General features: G+C 49.4%; 22 protein-coding genes and 1 pseudogene. 12 read left to right on the top strand and 11 right to left on the bottom strand.

All coding sequences use genetic code 11. The features are described from left to right. The first annotated feature begins 25 nt into the window (after nucleotides 1-25). The 4 genes from QMN38_RS20460 (at nucleotide 26) to ompL (ending at nucleotide 5,713) form a co-directional block, all read left to right on the top strand. Nucleotides 26-2,062, top strand: coding sequence for an alpha-glucosidase (locus QMN38_RS20460; protein ID WP_323605848.1), 2,037 nt, complete (start codon nucleotides 26-28; stop codon nucleotides 2,060-2,062). Between the two features lie 45 nt (nucleotides 2,063-2,107). After that, complete coding sequence (locus QMN38_RS20455; RefSeq protein WP_200920946.1) at nucleotides 2,108-3,490, top strand: MFS transporter; 1,383 nt, start codon at nucleotides 2,108-2,110, stop codon at nucleotides 3,488-3,490. Between the two features lie 45 nt (nucleotides 3,491-3,535). Further along, nucleotides 3,536-4,954, top strand: a complete 1,419-nt coding sequence (locus QMN38_RS20450) for an MFS transporter (protein ID WP_323605847.1) — start codon at nucleotides 3,536-3,538, stop codon at nucleotides 4,952-4,954. Between the two features lie 66 nt (nucleotides 4,955-5,020). Beyond that, nucleotides 5,021-5,713, top strand: coding sequence for a porin OmpL (gene ompL / locus QMN38_RS20445; protein WP_271456603.1), 693 nt, complete (start codon nucleotides 5,021-5,023; stop codon nucleotides 5,711-5,713). A gap of 52 nt (nucleotides 5,714-5,765) precedes the next feature. On the opposite strand, the gene QMN38_RS20440 is transcribed toward ompL, so the two are convergent. Both QMN38_RS20440 and typA read right to left on the bottom strand, forming a co-directional pair. Continuing rightward, nucleotides 5,766-6,623 carry a hypothetical protein gene (locus QMN38_RS20440; protein ID WP_323605845.1) on the bottom strand — a complete coding sequence of 286 codons (858 nt, stop codon included), beginning with the start codon at nucleotides 6,621-6,623 and terminating at the stop codon, nucleotides 5,766-5,768. A gap of 89 nt (nucleotides 6,624-6,712) precedes the next feature. Next, a complete protein-coding gene (gene typA / locus QMN38_RS20435; protein ID WP_003028641.1) occupies nucleotides 6,713-8,536 on the bottom strand; it encodes a ribosome-dependent GTPase TypA in 1,824 nt (607 codons plus the stop codon). A gap of 379 nt (nucleotides 8,537-8,915) precedes the next feature. On the opposite strand from typA, the gene glnA reads away from it, so the two are divergent. From glnA to QMN38_RS20415, 4 genes are all read left to right on the top strand, one after another. Then, nucleotides 8,916-10,325: a glutamate--ammonia ligase gene (gene glnA, locus QMN38_RS20430; protein WP_137381412.1), complete on the top strand. Its 1,410-nt coding sequence runs from the start codon at nucleotides 8,916-8,918 to the stop codon at nucleotides 10,323-10,325. Between the two features lie 416 nt (nucleotides 10,326-10,741). Beyond that, the gene (gene glnL / locus QMN38_RS20425) at nucleotides 10,742-11,791 is read left to right on the top strand and encodes a nitrogen regulation protein NR(II) (RefSeq protein ID WP_008786986.1); all 1,050 of its coding nucleotides are present in this window, start codon (nucleotides 10,742-10,744) and stop codon (nucleotides 11,789-11,791) included. An 11-nt stretch (nucleotides 11,792-11,802) separates the two neighbouring features. Next, nucleotides 11,803-13,212 carry a nitrogen regulation protein NR(I) gene (gene glnG / locus QMN38_RS20420; protein WP_323605842.1) on the top strand — a complete coding sequence of 470 codons (1,410 nt, stop codon included), beginning with the start codon at nucleotides 11,803-11,805 and terminating at the stop codon, nucleotides 13,210-13,212. Nucleotides 13,213-13,324: 112 nt separating this feature from the next. After that, a complete protein-coding gene (locus QMN38_RS20415) occupies nucleotides 13,325-13,435 on the top strand; it encodes a YshB family small membrane protein (RefSeq protein ID WP_086523820.1) in 111 nt (36 codons plus the stop codon). An 89-nt stretch (nucleotides 13,436-13,524) separates the two neighbouring features. Here QMN38_RS20415 and hemN read toward each other — a convergent pair whose 3' ends face one another. The 3 genes and pseudogenes from hemN to QMN38_RS20400 form a co-directional block, all read right to left on the bottom strand. Further along, nucleotides 13,525-14,898 carry an oxygen-independent coproporphyrinogen III oxidase gene (gene hemN / locus QMN38_RS20410; protein WP_271441452.1) on the bottom strand — a complete coding sequence of 458 codons (1,374 nt, stop codon included), beginning with the start codon at nucleotides 14,896-14,898 and terminating at the stop codon, nucleotides 13,525-13,527. A 188-nt stretch (nucleotides 14,899-15,086) separates the two neighbouring features. After that, entirely contained in the window at nucleotides 15,087-15,596 is a 510-nt protein-coding gene (yihI, locus tag QMN38_RS20405; protein ID WP_271441489.1) for a Der GTPase-activating protein YihI, read from the bottom strand. A gap of 113 nt (nucleotides 15,597-15,709) precedes the next feature. Next, nucleotides 15,710-15,907, bottom strand: a pseudogene (locus QMN38_RS20400) (hypothetical protein). Between the two features lie 254 nt (nucleotides 15,908-16,161). Between QMN38_RS20400 and yihA the strand changes: the two are divergent. After that, nucleotides 16,162-16,794 (top strand): ribosome biogenesis GTP-binding protein YihA/YsxC, encoded by a 633-nt coding sequence (yihA, locus tag QMN38_RS20395; protein WP_103771976.1) that lies wholly within the window; start codon nucleotides 16,162-16,164, stop codon nucleotides 16,792-16,794. Nucleotides 16,795-17,021: 227 nt separating this feature from the next. Here the strand turns inward: yihA and spfP are convergent, their stop codons facing one another. The 3 genes from spfP to QMN38_RS20385 form a co-directional block, all read right to left on the bottom strand. Next, complete coding sequence (gene spfP / locus QMN38_RS27220) at nucleotides 17,022-17,069, bottom strand: small protein SpfP (RefSeq protein ID WP_071892919.1); 48 nt, start codon at nucleotides 17,067-17,069, stop codon at nucleotides 17,022-17,024. Between the two features lie 166 nt (nucleotides 17,070-17,235). Continuing rightward, nucleotides 17,236-20,022, bottom strand: coding sequence for a DNA polymerase I (gene polA, locus QMN38_RS20390; RefSeq protein WP_323605839.1), 2,787 nt, complete (start codon nucleotides 20,020-20,022; stop codon nucleotides 17,236-17,238). A 306-nt stretch (nucleotides 20,023-20,328) separates the two neighbouring features. Continuing rightward, the gene (locus QMN38_RS20385) at nucleotides 20,329-20,574 is read right to left on the bottom strand and encodes a hypothetical protein (protein ID WP_225807950.1); all 246 of its coding nucleotides are present in this window, start codon (nucleotides 20,572-20,574) and stop codon (nucleotides 20,329-20,331) included. On the opposite strand from QMN38_RS20385, the gene QMN38_RS20380 reads away from it, so the two are divergent. Continuing rightward, complete coding sequence (locus QMN38_RS20380; RefSeq protein ID WP_323605910.1) at nucleotides 20,459-21,322, top strand: acyltransferase; 864 nt, start codon at nucleotides 20,459-20,461, stop codon at nucleotides 21,320-21,322. The genes QMN38_RS20385 and QMN38_RS20380 overlap by 116 nt on opposite strands. A 13-nt stretch (nucleotides 21,323-21,335) precedes the next feature. Here QMN38_RS20380 and dsbA read toward each other — a convergent pair whose 3' ends face one another. From dsbA to QMN38_RS20365, 3 genes are all read right to left on the bottom strand, one after another. Next, a complete protein-coding gene (gene dsbA / locus QMN38_RS20375) occupies nucleotides 21,336-21,959 on the bottom strand; it encodes a thiol:disulfide interchange protein DsbA (RefSeq protein ID WP_137381405.1) in 624 nt (207 codons plus the stop codon). A 16-nt stretch (nucleotides 21,960-21,975) separates the two neighbouring features. Continuing rightward, the gene (locus QMN38_RS20370) at nucleotides 21,976-22,962 is read right to left on the bottom strand and encodes a serine/threonine protein kinase (RefSeq protein ID WP_271455809.1); all 987 of its coding nucleotides are present in this window, start codon (nucleotides 22,960-22,962) and stop codon (nucleotides 21,976-21,978) included. Nucleotides 22,963-23,038: 76 nt separating this feature from the next. Further along, a complete protein-coding gene (locus QMN38_RS20365; protein WP_003028616.1) occupies nucleotides 23,039-23,308 on the bottom strand; it encodes a YihD family protein in 270 nt (89 codons plus the stop codon). 69 nt (nucleotides 23,309-23,377) lie between these two features. On the opposite strand from QMN38_RS20365, the gene mobA reads away from it, so the two are divergent. Together mobA and mobB are read left to right on the top strand one after the other, a co-directional pair. Continuing rightward, nucleotides 23,378-23,962 carry a molybdenum cofactor guanylyltransferase MobA gene (gene mobA, locus QMN38_RS20360; protein ID WP_323605837.1) on the top strand — a complete coding sequence of 195 codons (585 nt, stop codon included), beginning with the start codon at nucleotides 23,378-23,380 and terminating at the stop codon, nucleotides 23,960-23,962. Continuing rightward, nucleotides 23,959-24,462, top strand: coding sequence for a molybdopterin-guanine dinucleotide biosynthesis protein MobB (gene mobB, locus QMN38_RS20355; protein WP_271449541.1), 504 nt, complete (start codon nucleotides 23,959-23,961; stop codon nucleotides 24,460-24,462). Before mobA ends, mobB begins: the two co-directional genes overlap by 4 nt. Nucleotides 24,463-24,841: the final 379 nt, after the last annotated feature.

The raw sequence follows: 24,841 nt of genomic DNA, 5'->3' as shown, positions 1-24,841 counted from the left end.
TCCTCAATTTCATGGAGAATATTTTATGAGCACGCAAAGTAGGCATTTATCCTCTGTCCTGATAGAAAAGAATATTGATGGCTTTACGCTAACGTACCACCAGCGCCTGATTTTACGTCACAGCACAGAAACCCCTTGTCTATGGATCGGCGCTGGCGTTGCCGACATTGACATGTTTCGCGGCAACTTCAGCATCAAAGACAAGCTCAATGAGAAGATTGCTCTGACCGACGCCACGGTTAGCGAGTCACCTGATGGCTGGCTGGTACATTTCAGCCGCGGTAATACCATCAACGCCACGCTGCACATCTCTACCGATGAACAGGGTCGCCTGAAGCTGGATCTGCATAACGACGATCTCAGCCATAACCGCATTTGGTTGCGTCTGGCCGCCAGGGCGGACGACCACATCTACGGCTGCGGTGAACAGTTCTCTTACTTCGACTTACGCGGTAAACCGTTCCCGCTGTGGACCAGCGAACAGGGCGTGGGCCGTAACAAAAACAGCTATGTCACCTGGCAGGCGGATTGCAAAGAGAACGCCGGCGGCGGCGACTACTGGACCTTCTTCCCGCAACCAACCTTTGTCAGCACGCAGAAGTACTACTGCCACGTTGATAACAGCTGCTACATGAATTTCGACTTCAGCGCGCCGGAGTATCACGAGCTGGCGCTGTGGGAAGACAAAACCACCCTGCGCGTTGAGTGCGCCGAGACTTACATTTCGCTGCTGGAGAAACTAACCGCATTGTTAGGTCGCCAGCCAGAACTGCCGGACTGGATTTACGACGGCGTCACGCTCGGTATCCAGGGCGGTACTGAGGTTTGCCAGAACAAACTGGACACCATGCGTAATGCGGGCGTGAAGGTAAACGGCATCTGGGCGCAGGACTGGTCCGGGATCCGCATGACTTCCTTTGGCAAGCGCGTGATGTGGAACTGGAAGTGGAACAGCGACAACTATCCGCAACTGGATAGCCGTATTAAGCAGTGGAAAGAAGAAGGCGTGCAGTTCCTCTCTTATATCAACCCCTATGTTGCCAGCGATAAAGACCTGTGCGCGGAAGCCGCAGCACGTGGGTATCTGGCGAAAGATGCCTCCGGCGATGACTATCTGGTTGAGTTCGGCGAGTTTTATGGCGGCGTGGTCGACCTGACCAACCCCGAAGCCTACGACTGGTTCAAAGAGGTCATCAAAAAGAACATGATCGCGCTGGGCTACGGCGGCTGGATGGCGGACTTCGGTGAATATCTGCCGACCGATACGTATCTGCATAACGGTGTCAGCGCCGAGATCATGCACAACGCCTGGCCCGCGCTGTGGGCGAAATGTAACTACGACGCACTGCAGGAAACCGGCAAACTTGGTGAAATCCTGTTCTTTATGCGCGCGGGTTACACCGGTAGTCAGAAGTATTCCACCATGATGTGGGCCGGCGATCAGAACGTTGACTGGAGCCTCGACGATGGTCTCGCCTCAGTTGTTCCTGCTGCATTGTCGCTGGCCATGACCGGCCACGGCCTGCACCACAGCGATATTGGCGGTTACACCACACTGTTTGACATGAAACGCAGCAAAGAGCTGTTGCTGCGCTGGTGTGATTTTAGCGCCTTCACGCCGATGATGCGCACCCACGAAGGTAACCGCCCCGGCGATAACTGGCAGTTTGATGGTGATGCTGAAACCATTGCCCACTTTGCCCGTATGACCACCGTGTTCACCACCCTGAAACCGTACCTCAAACAGGCCGTCGCACAAAACAGCGCCACCGGGCTACCGGTTATGCGCCCATTGTTCCTGCACTACGAAAACGATACGCAAACCTACACCCTGAAATATCAGTACCTGCTGGGACAGGATCTGCTGGTCGCACCGGTTCATGAGCAGGGTAAGCACGACTGGACGCTGTATCTACCAGAGGATAACTGGGTCAACGTCTGGACAGGGGAAACTTATCAGGGCGGTGACATCACCGTGGAAGCGCCAATTGGCAAGCCTCCGGTGTTTTATCGCGCGAAGAGTGAGTGGGCGTCACTGTTTGCCACCTTACGCAATATCTAACACGGCTCGCCCGCGGGGAAACTCGCGGGCACATGGAGAATAATAATGAGTCAAACCTCTGCTGATCCGGCAACGCTACGCCTGCCACTTAAAGAAAAAATAGCTTATGGCATAGGCGATCTGGGTTCCAATATTCTGCTGGATATTGGCACACTCTATTTGTTGAAATTCTACACAGATGTCCTCGGTCTTCCGGGAACCTATGGTGGGATTATCTTCTTAATCGCTAAATTCTTTACCGCATTTACCGATATGGGCACCGGTATTGTGCTCGACTCGCGGCGAAAAATAGGACCGAAAGGTAAATTTCGCCCTTTCGTTCTGTATGGATCATTCCCAGTAGCACTGCTGGCTACAGCCAACTTTATAGGGACACCGTTAGAAATTACGGGCAAAACGGTCGTCGCAACGCTGTTGTTTATGCTGTATGGATTGTGCTACAGCCTGATGAACTGCTCTTATGGCGCGATGGTGCCAGCCATAACCAAAAATCCAAATGAACGTGCCTCGCTAGCCGCCTGGCGCCAGGGTGGATCCACCTTAGGCCTTCTCATTGGCACCGTTGCTTTTGTACCGGTAATGAATTTGATTGAAGGCAATCAACAGCTGCAATATGCCGTTACGGCTGCTCTTTTCTCGTTATGCGGGCTGCTATTTATGTGGCTTTGCTATGCGGGTGTCAAAGAGCGTTATGTTGAGGTCAAACAGGCTGATTCCGCACAAAAAGCAGGAATTTTGCAATCCTTCCGCGCAATCGCGGGTAATCGCCCACTATTTATTTTGTGCGTTGCCAACCTCTGCACCCTTGCGGCATTTAATGTCAAACTGGCGATTCAGGTCTACTACACCCAGTACGTGCTGAACGATCCGATTATTTTGTCCTATATGGGCTTCTTCAGCATGGGTTGTATATTCATCGGCGTCTTTTTGATGCCTGCTGCAGTACGCCGCTTTGGTAAGAAAAAGGTCTATATCGGTGGGCTGATAATTTGGGCTGTGGGCGATCTGCTTAACTACGGCTTCGGTGACACTTCAGTGAGTTTCGTAGCCTTCTCCTGCCTGGCATTCTTTGGCTCAGCATTCGTCAACAGTCTGAACTGGGCGCTGGTCTCGGACACAGTGGAATATGGCGAATGGCGTACTGGTGTTCGTTCCGAAGGGACAGTTTATACCGGGCTCACCTTCTTTCGCAAAATGTCCCAGGCGCTGGCTGGCTTTTTCCCTGGATGGATGCTTACTCAAATTGGCTACATTCCAAACGTAGTGCAGTCGGCCAGCACTGTTGAAGGATTACGTCAGTTGATCTTCATATATCCTTGTGTGCTCGCAGTGCTCGCCATGATTACAATGGGCTGTTTTTACAACCTCAACGAGAAAATGTACTTCCGTATCGTTGAAGAAATAGAAGCGCGTAAACGTACTGCTTAACAATAATAATTAATGACGCCCTTCGGGGCGTTGTAAGGAGTGGTTATGCCTGACCATGATCCGCTAACGCTAAAATTAAGCCTGAAAGAAAAACTCGCTTACGGCGCGGGTGATATTGGCTCCAATCTAATGCTAAGCATTGGCACATTGTATTTGCTCAAATTTTACACAGATGAGCTAGGAATGCCTGCATATTATGGTGGGGTTATTTTCCTTATAGCAAAATTCTTTACAGCATTTACAGATATGCTAACCGGATTTCTTCTCGACTCTCAAAAAAACATAGGTTCCAGGGGGAAATTCAGACCTTTTATTCTGTATGCAGCTGTACCATCCGCGATTATTGCGACAGTTCAGTTTATTGCTACAACATTTAGCCTGCCGCTCAAGACTGCTATTGCCACTGGTCTATTTATGCTATTCGGTCTGTTTTACAGTCTAATGAACTGTTCATATGGCGCCATGATTCCTGCAATAACAAAAAATCCAAATGAACGAGCACAACTGGCAGCTTTTCGACAAGGTGGGGCAACAATAGGTTTATTAATCTGTACGGTTGCTTTTATTCCTCTTCAATCTTTATTCTCTACAACTACCATTGGTTATGGTTGTGCAGCCTTAATTTTCTCTATCTTTGGTTTTGTTTTTATCATGTTATGTTATAAGGGAACCAAAGAACATTACATTGAGCCCCTCTCTCTGGGGCATAAAACAAGCATAATCAAATCATTTTGTGCAATTTTTCACAACCCACCACTATTAGTTCTATGCATTGCAAATTTGTGTACACTAGCAGCATTTAATATCAAGCTCGCCATTCAGGTTTATTATACCCAATATGTACTAAATGACATTAACCTATTATCCTGGATGGGTTTTTTTAGTATGGGTTGCGTAATTATTGGTGTTTTGTTAGTCCCCTGGACCGTGAGATGCTTTGGCAAGAAACGCGTATATTTAGCAGGTATGGTTTTATGGGCCGCTGGCGATATTTTAAATTATTTTTGGGGTTATAACTCCTTTTATTTTGTGATTTTCTCTTGCTTAGCCTTCTTCGGAACCGCTTTTGTTAACAGCCTGAACTGGGCGCTGGTTCCGGATACGGTCGATTATGGCGAATGGAAAACGGGGATCCGCGCTGAAGGCTCGGTGTATACGGGTTATACCTTTTCGCGCAAAATTTCCGCTGCGCTCGCTGGGTTCCTGCCGGGCATCATGCTGACGCAAATCGGTTATATCCCCAATATCGCCCAGAGTGATGCAACCTTGCTTGGCTTGCGCCAGCTTATTTTCCTGTGGCCCTGCGGGCTGGCAATTATTGCGGCCATCACGATGGGATTTTTTTATAAACTCAGCGAAGCCCGTTTTGCTTTTATCATTGAGGAAATCAGTCAACGGAAGAAAAATAACATTCAACCAGAACGCATTAGCCATAAAAAGAAAGCCTCTGCTGTAAACATATAAAAATAATTGCCGCTTATTCCATCTTAATGGATGGCGGCCTCCCTACGCTTAAAAAATGGATTTATTATGAAAAAATTAAATACAATAATTCTCTTATCCTCTGTGGCATCCACCTCTGTTTTCGCCGGCGCTTATGTAGAGAACCGTGAAGCTTACAATCTGGCCTCCGATCAGATGGAGGTCATGCTGCGCGTCGGCTATAACTCTGATATGGGTGCGGGTATCATGCTCACCAACACCTACACCATGCAACGCAAAGATGAGTTAAAACACGGCTATAACGAAATAGAGGGCTGGTATCCGTTATTTAAACCGACAGATAAATTAACCATCCAGCCCGGTGGACTGATAAACGATAAGAGTATTGGTTCGGGTGGTGCCGTTTACCTGGATGTTAACTATAAATTCTCCCCGTGGTTTAATCTGACAGTACGTAACCGATATAATCATAATAACTACAGTTCCACTGATTTAAACGGAGATCAGGATAACAATGACACCTATGAGATAGGTAACTACTGGAACTTCACTATTACCGATAAATTTTCCTACACTTTTGAGCCGCACTATTTTATTCGAGTAAATGACTTCAATAGTAGTAATGGTAAAGATCATCATTGGGAAATTACCAATACGTTTAAATACCGCATCAACGAGCGCTGGTTGCCCTATTTTGAGTTACGCTGGTTAGATCGCAATGTCGAGCCGTATCACCGCGAACAAAACCAGATTCGTATTGGTGTGAAGTATTTCTTCTAATTTTTGATAAAGAAGCTGCGACGCTCAGCGGCTTCTTTATTTCTTTTACAACTTATCTCAATTCGATAAATATTCTCACTAAATCCCCCTTATACCTTTCACCATAAACTATATATCCCCCATCACCATATACTGTTTTCACACATAAACCTGCTCCCTCAAGTCCATTTTTAAATTTCAAAGAATGGTAACCTTTTTCTGATAAACTTGCATTGGCGGCACCCGCGTAAGAAAAATTATATTCTTTATTTAGTTTCAACTCTGTGAAAACATTTTCTTTTATTAATTGATTTACTGTTTTAAGGCAGCCATCTGGTATTTCTTCATAATGATTAAAATCCACTTGAAAACGATATAATCTATTATTTTCTTTGTTGCTATAAATTCGTATATCTTCGAATTCTTCATTACTGTCCCAATTTGAATCTATGTAACAAGGATCAGTTATCAAAATACTAGCACTATCAACAAAAATCTCTCCCATTTCCTCTATTTCAACTTCATCCTCTGGAATCGGGAGTTCCTCATCATTATCTTCATCATAGTACGTCAAAGTCCGACCGAGATAAATAGTTCGTTGAAGTTGCTCTTTTAATCTAGTTATATCTCGAGTTCTTAATGATATCAATCTAGAGTTTTCATCTCGATCACCTTCTAATCTCTTTATTTCATCCTCTCTATGTTTTATTCTCTTAGAAAGCACTTCCTCAATATATTCAGGCGTTTTTTGCTCCATTATGTTTGCCTTATCCTTCCAGAGATTAACATTTTTCTCTAAAGTTTTTAGTTGTTCTTCTTTTATATCGATTTGAGACTTTAGATTTCTAATATAGGCAATATATATCCAGCCAGCAATAACTAAAGCCATTCCATTTGCACCAAGCTGAAAGTAATCAATAATTTCTTTCATAATTTATCCGTTTAATTATGGATACCTTAGTTCAAAAATATAAAAAAACCTGCCATAAAGACAGGTTTTTCATAGAGAACGTAAAGAATTTACTCTTCTTTCGCGCCACGCATTGCACGGCGACGATCGTTTTCAGTCAGGTGACGTTTACGAATACGGATAGACGTTGGTGTTACTTCTACCAGTTCGTCGTCATCGATGAATTCCAGAGCCTGCTCCAGAGTCATCTTAACCGGCGGAACCAGAACCGTTGCTTCGTCAGTACCGGACGCACGCATGTTGGTCAGTTTCTTACCGGTCAGGCAGTTTACAGTCAGGTCGTTAGAACGACTGTGAATACCGATGATCTGGCCTTCGTAAACTTCAGCACCGTGACCCAGGAACAGCTTACCGCGGTCCTGCAGGCTGAACAGTGCGAACGCAACTGCTTTACCCTGGCCGTTGGAAATCAGTACGCCGTTCTGACGCTGACCCACATCACCCGCACGAACGTCGTCGTAGTGGCTGAAAGTGGAGTACAGCAGACCGGTACCGGAAGTCATGGTCATGAATTCTGAACGGAAGCCGATCAGACCACGGCTTGGGATCACGTAGTCAAGACGTACGCGGCCTTTGCCATCTGGATTCATGTTTTTCAGGTCGCCTTTACGCTCACCCAGAGCCTGCATCACAGACCCCTGATGCTGTTCTTCGACGTCCAGCGTTACGTTCTCGAACGGCTCTTGTTTACGGCCATCGATTTCGCGGAAGATTACTTTCGGACGGGAAACCGCCATCTCGAAACCTTCACGACGCATGTTTTCGATCAGAACTGACAGGTGCAGCTCACCACGACCGGATACACGGAACGCATCCGCATCTTCGGTTTCTTCAACGCGCAGCGCAACGTTGTGCACCAGCTCTTTGTTCAGGCGGTCAAGGATCTGACGAGAGGTAACATATTTACCTTCTTTACCACAGAACGGAGAGGTGTTTACGCAGAAGAACATGGTTACGGTCGGTTCATCAACGGACAGAGCCGGCAGCGCTTCGACGTTCTGCGGGTCGCAGATGGTGTCGGAGATGTTCAGTTCGCCCAGACCAGTGATCGCGATGATATCGCCTGCTTCGGCAATATCACTCTCGATACGTTCCAGACCCAGGTGGGTCAGAACTTTACCGACTTTACCGTTACGGGTTTTGCCTTCGCTATCAATGATAGTGATCTGCTGGTTCGGTTTAACTTTACCGCGTTTGATGCGACCGATACCGATTACGCCAACGTAGTTGTTGTAGTCCAGCTGGGAGATTTGCATCTGCAGCGGGCCATCAAGGTCTACGTTCGGAGCCGGTACGCGATCAACGATGGTCTGATACAGCGGAGTCATGTCTTCAGCCATGTCTTCGTGATCCAGACCAGCGATACCGTTCAGCGCGGAAGCGTAAACGATCGGGAAGTCCAGCTGCTCGTCGGTAGCGTCGAGGTTAACGAACAGGTCAAATACCTGGTCAACAACCCAGTCAGGACGCGCGCCAGGACGGTCAACTTTGTTGATAACAACAATTGGCTTCAGGCCATGGGCAAAGGCTTTTTTGGTCACGAAGCGCGTCTGCGGCATCGGACCGTCCATTGCATCCACCACCAGCAGCACGGAGTCGACCATGGACATTACACGTTCAACTTCACCACCGAAGTCGGCGTGCCCTGGGGTATCAACGATGTTGATACGGTAGTCATTCCATTTGATAGCGGTGTTTTTAGCGAGGATGGTAATCCCACGCTCTTTCTCCAAATCGTTGGAGTCCATCACGCGCTCTTGGGTTTCAGCACGTGCATCGAACGTACCGGATTGTTGGAGCAGCTTGTCTACCAGGGTCGTTTTACCATGGTCTACGTGCGCGATGATGGCGATGTTACGCAAATTTTCGATCACAACTTTGCCTCAGGCATTTTAGAAATAGCGCGTTATTGTACACGGATTAATCGCAGTACAAAACAGGATCACAAACATCCTCCGCAAACAAGTATTGCAGAGTTTCTTTGTGATCACATTCACGGAGCGTTAAAAGGGGTAATCTGAGGTGCTTTGCACCAATATGGTGCTTAATGTTCACATTGAAGCACTATAATGGTGCAACACAACCTTCATGGTGCAGCCCCTTTGCACGATGGTGCGCATGATAACGCCTTTTAGGGGCAATTTAAAAGTTGGCACAGATTTCGCTTTATATTTTTTACGGCGACACGGCCAATTTTTGCAGAATTGAAGACTTCGTTACCACGACGACAATGACCAATCCGGGAGAGTAAGTATGTCCGCTGAACACGTTTTGACGATGCTGAACGAACACGAAGTGAAGTTTGTTGATTTGCGCTTCACAGATACTAAAGGTAAAGAACAGCACGTCACTATTCCTGCTCACCAGGTAAATGCCGAATTCTTTGAAGAAGGCAAAATGTTTGACGGCTCCTCAATCGGTGGCTGGAAAGGCATTAACGAATCAGACATGGTTCTGATGCCAGATGCGTCGACTGCACTCATCGACCCGTTCTTTGAAGAGTCTACCCTGATCATCCGTTGCGATATCCTGGAACCAGGTACGCTGCAGGGTTACGACCGCGACCCGCGCTCCATTGCGAAACGCGCTGAAGAATACCTGCGCGCTACCGGCATCGCAGACACCGTTCTGTTCGGGCCAGAGCCAGAGTTCTTCCTGTTTGACGACATCCGTTTCGGCGCGTCTATTTCCGGTTCCCACGTCGCTATCGATGATATCGAAGGCGCATGGAACTCCTCCACCAAATACGAAGGTGGCAACAAAGGTCACCGTCCTGGCGTCAAAGGCGGTTACTTCCCGGTTCCTCCGGTAGATTCTTCTCAGGACATCCGTTCTACCATGTGTCTGATCATGGAAGAGATGGGTCTGGTTGTTGAAGCGCACCACCACGAAGTCGCGACCGCTGGTCAGAACGAAATCGCAACCCGCTTTAACACCATGACTAAAAAAGCGGACGAAATTCAGATCTACAAGTATGTCGTTCACAACGTTGCGCACCGTTTCGGTAAAACTGCGACCTTTATGCCAAAACCTATGTTTGGCGATAACGGTTCCGGCATGCACTGCCACATGTCCCTGTCCAAGAACGGCGTAAACCTGTTCTCTGGTGACAAATATGCAGGTCTGTCTGAGCAGGCGCTGTACTACATCGGCGGCGTTATCAAGCACGCTAAAGCGATCAACGCCCTGGCGAACCCGACCACCAACTCTTACAAGCGTCTGGTCCCGGGTTACGAAGCACCGGTCATGCTGGCTTACTCTGCCCGTAACCGTTCTGCATCCATTCGTATTCCGGTAGTTGCTTCTCCGAAAGCGCGTCGTATCGAAGTGCGCTTCCCGGACCCGGCAGCTAACCCGTACCTGTGCTTCGCTGCACTGCTGATGGCTGGCCTGGACGGTATTAAGAACAAGATCCACCCAGGCGAAGCCATGGACAAAAACCTGTACGACCTGCCGCCGGAAGAAGCGAAAGAGATCCCACAGGTTGCAGGCTCTCTGGAAGAAGCACTGAAAGAACTGGATCTGGACCGCGAGTTCCTGACCGCAGGCGGCGTGTTCACCAATGAAGCGATCGATGCGTACATTGCGCTGCGTCGCGAAGAAGATGACCGCGTGCGCATGACTCCGCACCCGGTAGAGTTTGAGCTGTACTATAGCGTTTAATCTTATATTAAAAATCCGACGAATTTCACGTTGCGGCAAGGCGGCAACTGAGCAAGTCCCCAGGAGCATAGGTAGCTATGTGACTGGGGTGAGCGAAGGTAGCCAACGCAGCAGCGGCGCGAAAGACGTCAGGAGTTTTTGAGTTGCCGTGGAACTTTTAGCCTGCGCAGGCAGGCTTGAGATCGATGGCGAATGATAGGACGCCTGATGGCGCAAACTTATCAGGCCTGGAGGGTAGCATTACCTTGTAGGCCGGATAAGGCAAAGCCGCCATCCGGCATCTATGTTTGCCAGTCATCTGTAGCCCATCCCAGGATGGGCTTTTTTCTCCACTAACAACCTGCTTTTTCGCGCTTTTTTGATGTAAAAAGCTATAATGCACTAAATTGGTGCAACACTTTTCAGGAGACTGCTGAATGGCAACCGGCACGCTGCCCGATGCTGGGCAGATCCTCAATTCGTTAATCAACAGCATTTTACTCGTCGACGATGAGCTGGCGGTGCATTACGCCAACCCGGCGGCGCAACAGCTGCTCGCGCAAAGTTCCCGCAAACTGTTTGGCACACCGCTTCCCGATCTGTTGAGTTATTTCTCCTTAAACATCGGACTGATGCGAGAGAGCCTGGAAGCGGGTCAGGGCTTCACGGATAACGAAGTGACGCTGGTGATAGACAGCCACTCACATATCCTCTCTGTGACCGCGCAGAGGCTGCCTGATGGCCTTATCCTGCTGGAGATGGCGCCAATGGATAACCAGCGTCGTCTGAGCCAGGAACAACTCCAGCATGCCCAGCAAATCGCCGCGCGCGATCTGGTGCGTGGTCTGGCACACGAAATTAAAAATCCGTTAGGCGGCCTGCGCGGAGCGGCTCAGCTTCTTAGCAAGGCGCTTCCGGACCCGGCGCTGACGGAATATACCAAAGTCATTATTGAGCAGGCTGACCGCCTGCGTAATCTGGTTGATCGCCTGTTGGGGCCGCAACAGCCAGGTATGCATATCACGGAAAGCATTCATAAAGTGGCAGAGCGCGTGGTGGCGCTGGTGTCGATGGAGCTTCCCGAAAACGTCACGCTGATTCGTGATTACGACCCTAGCCTGCCAGAACTGCTGCACGATCCGGATCAGATAGAACAAGTTCTGCTGAATATCGTGCGTAATGCGCTACAGGCGCTGGGACCGGAAGGCGGAGAAATTATTCTGCGCACCCGCACCGCGTTTCAGCTCACGCTGCACGGTATGCGTTACCGTCTGGCGGCACGTATTGATGTTGAGGACAACGGTCCGGGCATTCCCTCGCATTTGCAGGATACGCTGTTCTACCCAATGGTCAGCGGCCGCGAAGGCGGTACCGGACTTGGATTATCCATCGCCCGTAATTTGATCGATCAACATTCCGGCAAAATTGAATTTACCAGTTGGCCGGGTCATACCGAATTCTCGGTTTACCTGCCTATCAGGAAATAAAGGTGACGTTTATGCAACGAGGAATAGTCTGGGTCGTTGATGACGATAGTTCCATCCGTTGGGTGCTTGAACGTGCGCTCGCAGGGGCAGGACTAAGCTGCACCACATTTGAAAGTGGTAAAGAGGTGCTGGATGCGCTGGCCAGCAAAACACCGGATGTGCTGTTGTCGGATATCCGCATGCCGGGTATGGACGGTCTGACGCTGTTAAAACAGATTAAGCAGCGTCACCCGATGCTTCCGGTCATCATAATGACTGCCCATTCCGATCTGGATGCCGCCGTCAGCGCTTACCAGCAAGGGGCGTTCGACTATCTGCCCAAACCTTTTGATATTGACGAAGCGGTAGCACTGGTCGAGCGCGCCATCAGCCATTATCAGGAACAGCAGCAGCCGCGTAATATTCAGATCAACGGCCCGACCACCGATATCATCGGCGAAGCGCCCGCGATGCAGGATGTATTCCGCATCATTGGCCGCCTCTCCCGCTCGTCAATCAGCGTGCTGATAAATGGAGAGTCCGGGACGGGTAAAGAGCTGGTCGCCCACGCCCTGCACCGCCACAGCCCGCGCGTCAAAGCACCGTTTATCGCGCTTAACATGGCAGCCATTCCGAAAGATTTGATTGAGTCTGAGCTATTTGGCCACGAAAAAGGGGCGTTTACCGGGGCGAATACCATTCGTCAGGGGCGTTTCGAACAGGCTGATGGCGGCACCCTCTTCCTTGATGAAATTGGCGATATGCCGCTGGACGTGCAGACACGCTTGTTGCGCGTATTAGCCGATGGACAGTTTTACCGCGTTGGCGGATACGCGCCCGTAAAGGTAGATGTTCGGATTATCGCGGCCACCCACCAGAACCTGGAACTGCGCGTGCAGGAAGGCAAATTCCGTGAGGATTTGTTCCACCGTCTGAACGTAATTCGCGTCCATTTGCCCCCGCTGCGTGAGCGTCGGGAAGATATCCCCCGTCTGGCACGTCATTTCCTGCAGGAAGCCGCCCGCGAGTTGGGTGTGGAAGCCAAGCAACTCCACCCTGAAACCGAAGCGGCACTTACACGTCTGGCCTGGCCAGGTAACGTTCGTCAGCTTGAAAACACCTGTCGCTGGCTGACCGTAATGGCTGCCGGGCAGGAAGTGCTGATTCAGGACTTACCGGCCGAACTGTTTGAAGCCAGCGTGCCCGATGCGCCTTCGCATATGCAGCCAGACAGCTGGGCAACCCTGTTGGCACAGTGGGCAGACCGGGCATTGCGTTCCGGTCATCAAAACTTGCTGTCAGAGGCTCAACCGGAGATGGAGCGGACGCTGTTGAGCACCGCGCTACGTCATACCCAGGGGCACAAACAGGAAGCGGCACGTTTGCTCGGCTGGGGGCGTAATACCTTGACGCGCAAGTTAAAAGAACTCGGAATGGAGTGACGAAAAGTCACTGTGTAAAGATTGATAATTGAGCGCAAATTGCTGCTATTTTGCGCTTTACTGTTCCGATGAGTTAAGTATGATCGTGCCCGGCAAACGGGGGGAAGTCATCATGTTGGAATCAATCATTAATCTGCTATCGAGCGGCTCAGTCGACAGCCACACGCCACAAACCGCGGTTGCCGCAGTACTGTGCGCTGCGCTGGTTGGGCTGTTTAGCTGAAGGCGCGCCGGATGGCGCTAACGCTTATCCGGCCTACAGGTTATCGCAACGTGTAGGCCCGGTAAGCAAAGCGCCACCGGACAACGTCATTAAATCACCCGAGAGAACTGCTGCATCCGCGCTTTCTGGCGTAGATAAGCATCAAAGCACATGCAAATATTACGGATCAACAGGCGACCCTTCGGCGTAACCTGAATTCCCTTCTCATCCACATCCACCAGCCCATCTTTCGCCAGTGGTGCCAACAGCTTCAGATCTTCAGCAAAATAATCCGCAAAGTTCAAATCCCATTGCTGTTCCACAGCAGCATAGTCGAGGCGGAAGTTGCAGATCAGCAGCTTAATAACATCCCGACGAATGCAGTCATCGCGGGTCAGCGCAATACCGCGCCACAGTGCATTCCCTTGTTCATCAACCTGCTGATAATAGTGTTTCAGCTCTTTTTGGTTCTGTGCGTAGTTGTCGCCAATCATACTGATGGCGGATACGCCCATACCCAGCAAGTCGGTATCGCCCTGGGTGGTATAGCCCTGGAAATTCCGATGCAGAACACCTTCGCGCTGGGCAATTGCCAGTTCGTCGTCCGGGCGAGCGAAGTGATCCATTCCAATGAACTGATAGCCGGTTTCGGTTAGTGAAGAGATGGTTTCCTGCAGGATATCCAACTTTTGCTGTGCGCTGGGCAGGTCAGCATCTTTGATCTTGCGCTGGGCTGCGAAAAGCGTTGGCAGGTGCGCATAGTTAAAGACGCTCAGACGATCTGGATTCAACTCCGCCACCCGCTTCAGGGTGAAAGCAAAGCTTTCCGGCGTCTGTTTTGGCAGGCCGTAAATAAGGTCGATATTCGTCGAGGTGAAACCGATCTCACGCGCATGGTTAAGTAGCGCAAAGATAAATTCCTCGTCCTGCTCACGGTTCACCAGGCGCTGAACTTCTTTGTTGAAGTCCTGCACCCCCATGCTCAGGCGATTAAACCCTTCAGCACGTAAATGATCGAGAACATCCAGCTCGATTTCACGCGGATCCACTTCGATCGAAATTTCGGCATCCGCGTTAAACTGAAAGTTAGCCCGCAGTAGCGTCATTAAGCGGCTGATTTGCGCTTTATTTAAGTAAGTTGGTGTACCGCCACCCCAGTGTAGCTGGCTGACATGCCGTCCAGAAAACAACGGTGCGCGGTGAATAATTTCTTGTTCCAGGGCATCGAGGTATTGATCGGCTTTATGCTGCTGACGGGTCACAATCTTATTGCAGCCACAGAAGTAACACAGTTTATGGCAGAACGGGATGTGAACGTATAACGAAAGTGGGCGCTCAGGGTAACGCGCCACGGCGTGCAAAAACGCTTCTGCACCGTAGTCTTCAGAGAACTCCAGCGCGGTCGGGTACGAGGTATATCGTGGCCCGGAATAGTTATATTTCTGGATCAGGGCCAGGTCCCAGTCTATTAGCTGTTCAGACATGCTCACTCCTTCCGATGGCGTCTCTGGCGGGTACGGCGTACCGGCTTAACCCCAGTGCGGGTGATAAGCCGGTTGCGCAGCCACTTCTGTCGCCGCGACAACCGCTGTAGTTTAACGAATAACCACACCAGATAACATATAACCGGAAGGGTTATAAGCAGGACGGGAAGACCCACGGTGTAAAACCGTTAGTTGCCGCCTTTCAGCAGGCGCATCATATCTTCCTGCTTTTCTTCCTCATCCTCTTCTTCGTCATCCTCGTAAGAGAGACCCAGCTTTTGCATCAGCTCGTCGATGCGATCCAGTTTGGCATCTACCCAGGCCTGATCTTCTGCGCTCAGGGTTTCTCCGGTTTCAAGACGTTCCAGCAGCGCATCCAGGCGCTCATCCGTTTCCAGTAAATCCAACTCAGCCTGTGGTGAAAGCATAGGTTTCTCACTTTTCGGTTTGTGCTGTTTGGTGACTTTTTCGGTCACACCCAATGGAATGGGGGTTTTACTGCCAATACGAGGATCTTTTTGTTTGTTTTGGTTTCCGCCACCTGATGCGCCATCACTACCGGACGCACGGCTACCCGCCGCATGACCACGGTGTTTTTTCTGGCGCTTACGGTCGCGAGCTTCCTGGTTAATTTCTTCGCGTGTTTTACGACGCGCTTTTGCAGGACCTTTACCGCGTGGTGTAGAAGTTGGTTTCATCATGATTCGTCTTTGGCTGTTTTTATTCAGTATATATTTGCGCCGGAATCTAGCAGAAATAAAGAAAAAAGGCGACAGAGTAATCTGTCGCCTTTTTTCCTGACTCTCAACCCTCAGCGGGCTCTACAATCCCTGTCGGCTATCAACACACCCTGTTTTTCCCTTAGCCTGCAACATTCCGTGTTGTTTCCATTTCCTTTTACTAACGTCTCCGGACGTTTGTCTTCCTGACAATCCTGTGTCTTCGCCTCCTGGCGCTCCTGACCCTCATCCTGAGTCGTTTATCCTGTCAGCTTCCTCGCTATGGACACTACTTTACCTTTTTAAGGTAAACGCACAAGTAAGCCAGGTAACAGTTTCCATTAATCAGAACGCCAATAAAATATAATTATATGATTTATATGTATTATATTGTTTTTTGCTCTGTCATCTCGCATAGATACTATCGGCAATGTCTCACAAAGCACGAGGTTTTTACTTACACTGGCCACGCGTCGAAAAACCAGTCTTTTGCTGGTGTTCAGGTATAATCGCTGCAAAGCCTTGATTGATGGAGACGACCACGTTGACTAACTTGAATTATCAACAGACGCATTTTGTGATGAGTGCGCCTGATATTCGCCATTTACCTTCCGATACGGGAATCGAAGTGGCTTTTGCTGGCCGTTCCAACGCAGGCAAATCCAGTGCACTAAATACCCTGACCAATCAAAAGAGTCTGGCGCGTACCTCTAAAACACCTGGCCGTACTCAGCTCATCAACTTGTTTGAAGTTGTGGACGGTAAACGCCTGGTCGACCTGCCAGGTTATGGTTATGCCGAAGTCCCGGAAGAAATGAAGCGTAAATGGCAGCGCGCACTGGCTGAATACCTGGAAAAACGCCAGAGCCTGCAGGGTCTGGTGGTATTAATGGATATTCGCCACCCGCTAAAAGATCTCGACCAGCAGATGATCCTGTGGGCTGTTGAGAGCAACGTTCAGGTTCTGGTTCTACTGACTAAAGCAGATAAGCTGGCCAGTGGTGCCCGGAAAGCACAGCTGAACATGGTGCGTGAAGCGGTGCTGGCGTTTAATGGCGATGTGCAGGTTGAAGCATTTTCATCACTGAAGAAGCTGGGCGTGGACAAACTGCGTCAGAAGTTGGATAGCTGGTTTAGTGAGCTGGCACCGGTTGAAGAGATGCAGGACGGGGAATAATCCACGGATATGCCGGATGGTGCCGCTGCGCGTCTTATCCGGCCTACAGATCTTAATTTTTGCTCTAAATAATTCGAGTTGCATAAAGGCGGCGACGCAGCAAATCCCAGGAGCTTACATAAGTAAGTGACTGGGGTGAGCGAGGAAGCCAACGCGTATGCAGCTTGAAGTATGACGAGCAAAATAAAAAACGCCCCAGTCATTACTGACTGGGGCGGCTAAAATATTCAGCCAAATCCGATTACGTGAAGTAAAAGGTCTGAAAGATAGAACATCTTACCTCTGTACCCTACGTGAATAACTTTACTCTTTTTTGAGCAGCTCAGAAAGCACTTTTTGTAATTTTTTTTCATTCCCGCCATAGGGATTTCTAATGGACATCACAAAAAGTTCTATCTTATGTTGCTTAGTTACGAAAAAAGCGCGTTATTCAGTAAACCCTTAGTGCGCCTGATCCCAGTTCTCACCACTACCGACTTCCACCAGCAATGGCACATCAATCTGCGTCTCATTTTCCATCAGCTGATGGATCTTTTTCGACACGCTTTCCAGGTCATCTTTGTGCACTTCAAACACCAGTTCATCGTGTACCTGCATGATCATGCGCACGCGCGGCTGCTCTGTTTGCAGCCACCCATCCACGGCAATCATGGCCCGCTTAATAATATCTGCGGCAGTACCCTGCATCGGAGCGTTAATTGCAGCGCGTTCCGCACCGGCACGGCGCGCGCCATTACTGGATTTAATATCCGGTAAATAGAGGCGGCGCCCTTCCAGCGTTTCAACGTAACCTTGCTCTTTTGCCTGTGCACGCGTCCGTTCCATATATTCCAGCACGCCAGGGTAGCGCTCGAAGTAGAGATCCATGTACTTCTGTGCTTCTTTACGCGGGATATTCAACTGACGAGCAAGACCGAAAGCACTCATGCCATAGATCAGACCAAAGTTAATGGCTTTTGCGCTACGACGCTGTTCGCTGGTCACTGAATCGAGCGGTAAACCAAAAACTTCTGCCGCCGTTGCACGGTGAATATCTTTTCCTTCGGCAAACGCAGTAAGCAGGCCTTTATCGCGCGAGAGATGCGCCATAATACGCAGCTCGATCTGCGAGTAGTCCGCAGAGACAATCACGTAGTCTTCTGGCGCGATAAATGCCTGACGAATACGACGACCTTCATCGTTACGTACCGGGATATTTTGCAGGTTAGGATCGGTTGAAGACAAACGTCCGGTCGCCGTGACAGCCTGGTGATATGAGGTATGCACACGCCCGGTTTTTGGGTTGATCATCAACGGAAGCTTATCCGTGTAGGTCGACTTCAGTTTTGCTAACCCACGATATTCCAGGATAACTTTTGGCAACGGATAATCCAGCGCTAACTCTTCCAGCACCTCTTCCGACGTTGACGGCGCACCACCCGGTGTTTTCTTCAGCGGCTTGATACCCTGCTTTTCAAACAGAATCGTTTGCAGTTGCTTGGTTGAAGAGAGGTTAAACGCTTCTCCGGCAATCTCGTGCGCTTTTTGCTCAAGCGCATTCAAACGCAACGTCAGCTCTTCTGAGTGTTTGTGCAATACAGCAGGATCGATTTTCACACCGTTGCGCTCAACGCGGGACAGAACCGGGACCAACGGCATATCGATATTTTCGAAGACGTTTAACGGCCCTTTGTGCTTCTGCAGTTCAGGCCACATCTTCAGGTGCAACTGAAGCGTAACATCGGCATCCTCTGCGGCATAACGCCCGGCTTCTTCCAGTGCTATCTGGTTAAAGGTCAGCTGGTTTTTACCTTTCCCGGCAATCTCTTCAAAGGTGATCGTTTTATGTTTCAGCCAGCGATCTGACAGGCTGTCCATATCGTGTCGGCCTGCGACGCTGTTAAGAATGTAGGATTCGAGCATGGTATCAAAGACGATGCCGCGCAGTTCAATCCCGTAATTTGCCAGGATACCGCGATCGAACTTCAGGTTTTGCCCAACTTTATGCGCCTTCTCATCTTCCAACAGTGGCTTCAGTAACGCCAGCGCACGGTCACGAGAAATCTGATCGGGCGCATCCAGGTAATCATGGGCGACAGGCACATACGCAGCCACACCTGGCTCGATAGCAAAGGAGAGGCCAACCAGATTCGCGGTGATGTTATCCAGACTGTCAGTTTCTGTATCAAAGGCGAATACGGGGGCTTTTTTCAGCTTCGCAATCCACGCTTCCAGCGTTTCTTCGTCCAGAATCGTCACATAATTATCGTACGAGAGAACCGTGGCAGGTTCCTCAGGTGTTTCATCGACGACGATGGTTTCCTGCGGTTTAGCTGCCGGTTTCGTCCCTTTCGCCTGTAGCCATTTACCGGCTTCAACGTCAGTAACCCAACGTTTGAATTCATACTGTTTAAACAGGCCAAGCAGTTCTTCTGCTGCTGGTTGGCGCACTTCCAGCTGCTCGCAGGTTAATTCCAGCTCAACATCCGTTTTGATAGTAGCCAGCTTATACGAGAGATACGCCACTTCTTTATTCTGCTCGAGTTTGCCTGCCATGGTTTTGGCACCACGGAAGGTAAGCCCTGCTATTTTGTCTGATTCCGCATAGAGGGTATCCAGCCCACCCAAGCCCTGAAGCAGCGCCTGAGCCGTTTTTTCACCCACGCCAGGTACACCAGGAATGTTATCGGAGGAGTCACCCATCAGCGCCAGGAAATCAATGATCAGTTCAGGCGGGACACCGTACTTATTCACGACTTCATCCGGGCCAAGGATCGTATTAGTCATGGTGTTGATGAGGGTGATGTTCGGCGTCACCAGTTGAGCCATATCTTTATCGCCAGTGCTAATCAGCACCGGACGCCCCACCTTCTCTGCCTCACGTGCCAGCGTACCGATGACATCGTCCGCCTCCACGCCTGAAACAGCCAACAATGGCAACCCCATCGCTTTTACCATCGCATGTAGGGGCTCAATCTGCGCACGTAAATCGTCCGGCATTGGCGGGCGATGCGACTTGTAGTGTTCGAATAATTCATCACGGAAGGTTTTACCCTTAGCGTCGAATACCACCGCAGCATGTGTAGGCTGATATTGCAGAATCAGGCTACGCAGCATGTTGAGAACACCGTACATCGCACCTGTAGGCTCTCCTGCGCTGTTAGTCAGCGGCGGAAACGCGTGGTATGCGCGATACAGGTAAGATGAACCGTCTACAAGGATAAGTGGGTTTTCTGGGATCTGAACCATAATGTCCGTGCCTGTTTATCAGATTATGGGTAAAGGATGCCACAGACGGGATGAAAACATGAGTTTTTCGCCGCATTTGTCGAAAAACTTTTGCAGATCTTCTGCGTTGCTCGCAAAGCGCGCTGTGGATAACTTTGTGAATAAATAATTTTCAGCCCTTTAACTCCAGCAATACAATTTATGAATCATAATAATTTATTATATTTTTCATTATCTTATGTTGATAAGTGGAACTTTATGCCATTTTTTCAGCTTATATCTGGATGTGGATAGATATTACCTTTTTTTCTATTCAGCGAAGATCCATCATTTGGTTCGTTTTCTGATAAAATCAGCCCCTTGCGCCTCATTTAGCGCACTATCTATGGCTAACCTTTTGAATAATTTAATTATGACGAGAATACTCGCTGCGATAACGCTGTTGCTGAGTATCGTATTGACCATATTGGTCACGATTTTTTGTTCTGTGCCGATCATCCTTGCAGGGGTTGTAAAGCTCCTTTTGCCCATTCCTGTCGTCTGGCGCAAGGTTTCTGTCTTCTGTAATTTCATGATGTATTGCTGGTGTGAAGGTCTGGCTCTACTGCTGCACCTTAATCCACGATTAAAGTGGGATATCGAAGGACTGGAAGGTCTTAGCAAGAAAAACTGGTACCTGCTCATTTGTAATCATTACAGTTGGGCCGACATCGTTGTACTTTGTGTTCTGTTCCGTAAACACATCCCGATGAATAAATACTTCCTCAAGCAGCAGTTGGCCTGGGTCCCTTTTATTGGTCTGGCGTGTTGGGCTTTGGATATGCCGTTTATGAAACGCTATTCGCGTGGCTATCTGCTCCGCCACCCGGAACGACGCGGTAAAGATGTGGAAACAACGCGCCGTTCCTGCGAGAAATTTCGCGTACATCCGACAACAATTGTGAATTTTGTCGAAGGCTCACGTTTTACGGACGAGAAGCGTCAGCTAACCCGTTCCCCGTACAGCAATCTGCTCCCGCCCAAGGCGGCAGGCATTGCAATGGCGCTAAACGTTCTGGGATCACAGTTCGATAAATTGCTGAACGTTACGCTGTGCTATCCAGAAAATAGCCGTCATCCTTTCTACGATATGCTCAGCGGCAAGCTGACACGCATTGTCGTGCGAGTGAATCTCGAGCCAATTAGCGAAGAATTGCATGGTGATTACGTTAACGATAAGGCATTTAAACGCCGGTTCCAGCAGTGGCTGAACATGCTCTGGAGCGAGAAAGATACACAATTAAATGCGATTAAAGCCTCAAATAAAAAAGCCGGTCTGTGACCGGCTTTTTCTTTTACTTCTGACCAACCAGGAATTTCACGGTATCAGCATACTGCTGTACAAAGATATCCATGCTGCTAGTATCCATACCCTGCGGGTTCACCTGATATTTGCCATTAACAAACATCGCCGGCACGCCCTGCAGCTGCAAATCAGCTGCCGCTTTTTCCTGCTGGGCAACAAGTGATTTCACCACGAAGCTATTCCATGCCGCATCATAGTCTTCACCTTTAATACCTGCGTCGACGAAGACTTTACGGATATCAGCGACAGACTGAACAGTCTGCGTTTTCTGCACCCCTTCAAACAACGGCACAGTCACCTGATCTTCAACGCCCAATGCCATAGCAACAGCCCATGCCTGCGTCAGATCTTTACCTAGAGGCCCCAAAAACTCGACGTGATACTTAGTCATTTTGGTGCCTTCTGGCAATTTTTTCTTCACGTTATCAGATACGTGAAGGACTTCTTCAAACTGGTAGCAATGCGGGCAGTAGAAGGAGAAAAACTCCAACACCTGCGGTTCACCCGCAACAGGCTTTTCCAGCGTGATGTACTGCTTACCATCCTGGAACTGCGCTGCCGATGCGCTAAAAGCTAAAACCATACCAGCCAGCGCCAGCCATATTTTTTTCATGTTCAAGTTTCTCCGATTAATACATTGGCGTTAATTGTAAGGGGGGCTCTTGCAGAATTTTTGCCTGCTCAATAAAGGTCGCGGTCTGACGCTGCCAGTAATCTTCCCCGGTTAACCAAGGGAAATTTTTGGGGAAAGCGGGATCAGCCCAACGTCGAATCAGCCAGGCAAGATAATAAACTAAACGCATTGCGCGTAAAGGTTCTATCAGTCCGATTTCAGCGGTGTCAAATTCACTAAACTCTTCATAAGCTTCAATAATAGTTTCAAGCTGCATACGTTGCTCTGCTTTATCACCATTAAGAAGCATCCATAAATCCTGTATTGCAGGACCATTACGGGCATCATCCAAATCAACAAACATCGGGCCATCACGCCACAAAATATTACCTGCATGGCAATCACCGTGCAGACGTAGCGACGCAAAACGCGTATGCCAGCGTTCGGTGACCACGGTAATCAGTGCGTCCGTTGCCTTCAGGAAGGCCGCCTTTTGTCCTGACGGAATGAGCGGTGCATGCTCAAAAAGCTTACGTGGCTCAGTCAGGTACTCTTCAAGACCTATAGTGGGGCGAAAGGTAAAAGGTTGTTTGCACCCGGTCTGGTGAAGACGACCCAGGTAGCGACCCACGGCCTCCATCTGATCGATGTTGTCGGCTTCAAACTGACGACCACCTACGCTTTGGAAGATTGCATAGTGAAAACCCTGATGGCTCAACAGCGTTTGACCATTCAGAACCAGAGGTGCAGCGACCGGGACGTCATCACTAACCAGTTCCAGGGCAAATTGATGCTCTTCCTGAATCTGATCGACAGACCAACGCTCAGGGCGATAGAACTTCACGACAAAACGTCGGCGATCTTCATCCTGGAATTGATAAACACGATTCTCATAGCTGTTTAGCGGGGTAAGACCAGAATCCACGCGGATGCCCTGTTCAAACAAGGCATCCATGATGGTATCAGGGTGTAGCGTCTGGAAAGTAAAAGCGTTGTCGTTCATCCCATCATCCAGAAATTACTACGAATGATTCAGGATATCATTTCACAGCGCTTTCGGTGGAGGCGCTTACAAGGTTTTACTCTTTAATTACGCCACGTGCGCGTAGAAGTGCTGTTTTAAAATCTTCTTCATAATCTTTTTGAATGCCTGGGATCACGGCATCTTTCGCTGAGTCACGCATTTTCAGGTGATAGATCAGAATGTCATCAGTTAAATCCGCCAGTTCTCCGTCAAAACCTGACTCTTGCGCCAGTTTCTGTAAAAATTGCATCAGGTTAAGATCGGGTTCTTTCTGCCAGGCCGGCTGGAGGAGTTCAATAACTTCATTCAGACGTTTACATTTCATGGTTGTGCTCCTTACGCTCAATATAGATACGTTAGCAGGGTCAATCCCACATTAAAAGAGGCGATATCAGTGATTCTGGATAGTGCAATAACAGGGGTTGTCCTGGCCGGCGGGAAAGCCAGACGAATGGGTGGAGCAGATAAAGGTTTGCTTGAGCTGGATGGAAAACCCCTTTGGCGATATGTGGCCGACACCCTCGCTTTGCAGGTCGAGACTGTTGTGGTTAACGCTAATCGCCACCAGGATATTTATCAGCAAAGCGGCCTGAAAGTCATCCCCGATGCCCTGGCTGATTATCCTGGTCCATTGGCCGGTATGCTGTCGGTTTTTTTACAGGCAGAAGGGAACTGGTTTCTGTTTTGCCCTTGTGATATGCCCTATATCCCCCACGATCTGGTCGCTCGTTTAAAAGAACAACGCAAATCAGCCTCCGTAGTCTGGGTGCATGATGGTGAAAGAGATCACCCGACAATTGCACTGATGAACAGATCAATGCAGCCCCTGCTACAGGATTACCTGCAGTCTGGAGAACGACGCGTGATGGTCTTTATGCGCCAGGCTGGGGGACATCCCGTTGACTTTAGCGATCATAAAGATGCATTCGTGAATGTGAATACACCCGAAGAACTCGCCAGATGGCAGGATAAATCATGATCCCATTACTCGCCATTGCAGCCTGGAGCGGTACGGGGAAAACCACGCTGCTCAAAAAGCTTATCCCGGAACTGTGCGCCAGAGGTATTCGTCCCGGATTGATTAAGCATACACACCACGATATGGATGTCGATAAGCCTGGCAAGGATAGCTATGAGCTACGCAAAGCCGGGGCAGCACAAACGCTGGTTGCCGGCCAACAGCGTTGGGCGTTAATGGTTGAAACACCTGAAGAGCCCGAACTGGACCTGGTCTATCTGGTTAGCCGGATGGATACCTCGACATTAGATATGGTGCTTGTTGAAGGCTTTAAGCATGAACCTGTCGCGAAGATCCTGCTTTTTCGTGAAGGCTGCGGGCATCGTGCAGAAGAGTTAGTTATAGACGAGCATGTTGTCGCAGTTGCTAGTGATGTGCCGCTGGCGGTGGATGTTCCATTGTTAGATATCAACGACATACAGCAACTTACTGAGTTTGTTACGCAATGGGTAAGACAGTAACTGTGGTATTGCCTGCTTGCCTGATGCGCTGCGCTTATCAGGCCTACAACATACATTCAGTCCGGTGCATCCGGCGGTTTTCACCCCGCACAGACGCAAAAAAGCCCATCCGGCAGGATGGGCTTCTTCACTTATTTGATGCCTGGCAGTTTATGGCGGGCGTCCTGCCCGCCACCCTCCGGGCCGTTGCTGTGCAACGTTCAAATCCGCTCCCGGCGGATTTGTCCTGCTCAGGAGAGCGCTCACCGACAGACTGCAGATAAAACAAAAGGCCCAGTCTTTCGACTGAGCCTTTCGCTTTTATTTGATGCCTGGCAGTTCCCTACTCTCGCATGGGGAGACCCCACACTACCATCGGCGCTACGGCGTTTCACTTCTG

This window comes from Citrobacter sp. R-1.5.2 (assembly GCF_035064245.1).
GTDB lineage: Bacteria > Pseudomonadota > Gammaproteobacteria > Enterobacterales > Enterobacteriaceae > Citrobacter.
Note: the sequence above shows the minus strand (reverse complement) of the source record. Positions and strands in the feature narration are given on the sequence as shown.

Coding starts and splice junctions, on each gene's coding strand:
- ompL (WP_271456603.1), top strand. CDS start 5,021: ATGAAAAAATTAAATACAATAATTCTCTTATCCTCTGTGGCATCCACC.
- dsbA (WP_137381405.1), bottom strand. CDS start 21,959: ATGAAAAAAATATGGCTGGCGCTGGCTGGTATGGTTTTAGCTTTTAGC.
- hemN (WP_271441452.1), bottom strand. CDS start 14,898: ATGTCTGAACAGCTAATAGACTGGGACCTGGCCCTGATCCAGAAATAT.
- glnG (WP_323605842.1), top strand. CDS start 11,803: ATGCAACGAGGAATAGTCTGGGTCGTTGATGACGATAGTTCCATCCGT.
- QMN38_RS20455 (WP_200920946.1), top strand. CDS start 2,108: ATGAGTCAAACCTCTGCTGATCCGGCAACGCTACGCCTGCCACTTAAA.
- glnL (WP_008786986.1), top strand. CDS start 10,742: ATGGCAACCGGCACGCTGCCCGATGCTGGGCAGATCCTCAATTCGTTA.
- QMN38_RS20460 (WP_323605848.1), top strand. CDS start 26: ATGAGCACGCAAAGTAGGCATTTATCCTCTGTCCTGATAGAAAAGAAT.
- yihI (WP_271441489.1), bottom strand. CDS start 15,596: ATGAAACCAACTTCTACACCACGCGGTAAAGGTCCTGCAAAAGCGCGT.
- QMN38_RS20370 (WP_271455809.1), bottom strand. CDS start 22,962: ATGAACGACAACGCTTTTACTTTCCAGACGCTACACCCTGATACCATC.
- polA (WP_323605839.1), bottom strand. CDS start 20,022: ATGGTTCAGATCCCAGAAAACCCACTTATCCTTGTAGACGGTTCATCT.
- QMN38_RS20440 (WP_323605845.1), bottom strand. CDS start 6,623: ATGAAAGAAATTATTGATTACTTTCAGCTTGGTGCAAATGGAATGGCT.
- QMN38_RS20365 (WP_003028616.1), bottom strand. CDS start 23,308: ATGAAATGTAAACGTCTGAATGAAGTTATTGAACTCCTCCAGCCGGCC.
- QMN38_RS20385 (WP_225807950.1), bottom strand. CDS start 20,574: ATGAAATTACAGAAGACAGAAACCTTGCGCCAGACGACAGGAATGGGC.
- QMN38_RS20415 (WP_086523820.1), top strand. CDS start 13,325: ATGTTGGAATCAATCATTAATCTGCTATCGAGCGGCTCAGTCGACAGC.
- glnA (WP_137381412.1), top strand. CDS start 8,916: ATGTCCGCTGAACACGTTTTGACGATGCTGAACGAACACGAAGTGAAG.
- mobB (WP_271449541.1), top strand. CDS start 23,959: ATGATCCCATTACTCGCCATTGCAGCCTGGAGCGGTACGGGGAAAACC.
- QMN38_RS20450 (WP_323605847.1), top strand. CDS start 3,536: ATGCCTGACCATGATCCGCTAACGCTAAAATTAAGCCTGAAAGAAAAA.